The sequence below is a fragment of the Myroides albus genome, from assembly GCF_009711045.1.
GTDB classification, from domain to species: domain Bacteria; phylum Bacteroidota; class Bacteroidia; order Flavobacteriales; family Flavobacteriaceae; genus Flavobacterium; species Flavobacterium album_A.
The window spans coordinates 1-1,737 of sequence record NZ_WMJX01000085.1 but is presented as its reverse complement, the minus strand read 5'-3'; the positions used below and the strand labels follow the sequence as shown (position 1 = coordinate 1,737).

Here is a 1,737-nt window from a genome sequence, read left to right as displayed (position 1 = left end):
ATTTTAGTAGTCCCGGGCAGACTCGAACTGCCGACCCCTACATTATCAGTGTAGTACTCTAACCAGCTGAGCTACGAGACTCTGTATAATACCTTTTTTTATTTTTTGAACAAGCAGCGAGAGTAAGTAGAATTAACACTTAACTAATTCTCTAGAAAGGAGGTGTTCCAGCCGCACCTTCCGGTACGGCTACCTTGTTACGACTTAGCCCCAGTCACTAGTTTTACCCTAGGCAGCTCCTTGCGGTCACCGACTTCAGGTACCCCCAGCTTCCATGGCTTGACGGGCGGTGTGTACAAGGCCCGGGAACGTATTCACCGGATCATGGCTGATATCCGATTACTAGCGATTCCAGCTTCATAGAGTCGAGTTGCAGACTCCAATCCGAACTGAGACAAGCTTTGGAGATTCGCATCCTGTTGCCAGGTAGCTGCTTTCTGTACTTGCCATTGTAGCACGTGTGTAGCCCAGGACGTAAGGGCCGTGATGATTTGACGTCATCCCCACCTTCCTCTCGGTTTGCACCGGCAGTCTTGCTAGAGTCCCCGCCTTAACGCGATGGTAACTAACAATAGGGGTTGCGCTCGTTATAGGACTTAACCTGACACCTCACGGCACGAGCTGACGACAACCATGCAGCACCTTGTAAATTGTCCGAAGAAAAGTCTGTTTCCAAACCTGTCAATCTACATTTAAGCCCTGGTAAGGTTCCTCGCGTATCATCGAATTAAACCACATGCTCCACCGCTTGTGCGGGCCCCCGTCAATTCCTTTGAGTTTCATTCTTGCGAACGTACTCCCCAGGTGGGATACTTATCACTTTCGCTTAGCCACTCAGTCCGAAAACCGAACAGCTAGTATCCATCGTTTACGGCGTGGACTACCAGGGTATCTAATCCTGTTCGCTACCCACGCTTTCGTTCATCAGCGTCAATAAGTACGTAGTAACCTGCCTTCGCAATTGGTATTCCATGTAATATCTAAGCATTTCACCGCTACACTACATATTCTAGTTACTTCCATACTATTCAAGTCAAACAGTATCAACGGCAGTTTCATAGTTAAGCTATGAGATTTCACCACTGACTTATCTGACCGCCTACGAACCCTTTAAACCCAATAATTCCGGATAACGCTCGGATCCTCCGTATTACCGCGGCTGCTGGCACGGAGTTAGCCGATCCTTATTCTTACGGTACCGTCAAATACCTACTCGTAGGCACATTTCTTCCCGTACAAAAGCAGTTTACAATCCATAGGACCGTCATCCTGCACGCGGCATGGCTGGTTCAGAGTTGCCTCCATTGACCAATATTCCTCACTGCTGCCTCCCGTAGGAGTCTGGTCCGTGTCTCAGTACCAGTGTGGGGGATCTCCCTCTCAGGACCCCTAGTCATCGTTGCCTTGGTATGCCGTTACCATACCAACTAGCTAATGACACGCATGCCCATCTTTTACCGATAAATCTTTATTATTCAAATGATGCCATCCAAATAAACCATGGAGCATTAATCCGAATTTCTTCGGGCTATTCCCCTGTAAAAGGTAGGTTGCATACGCGTTACTCACCCGTGCGCCGGTCTCTAAAAAGCAAGCTTCTTATACCCCTCGACTTGCATGTGTTAGGCCTGCCGCTAGCGTTCATCCTGAGCCAGGATCAAACTCTTCATCGTATATTTTTTATATTTTCGATTAGCGCGTTAATTCAAATCTTTCGACTTGCCTTACTCTCTTTTT

Annotated in this window: 1 tRNA gene and 1 rRNA gene; both read right to left on the bottom strand. The window is 47.7% G+C overall.

The window, feature by feature from the left end:
* Window positions 1–7: 7 nt before the first annotated feature.
* Window positions 8–81: transfer RNA gene (locus tag GJV76_RS15155), tRNA-Ile, on the bottom strand.
* Between the two features lie 74 nt (window positions 82–155).
* Window positions 156–1,673 (bottom strand): 16S ribosomal RNA (locus GJV76_RS15150).
* Window positions 1,674–1,737 lie beyond the last annotated feature (64 nt).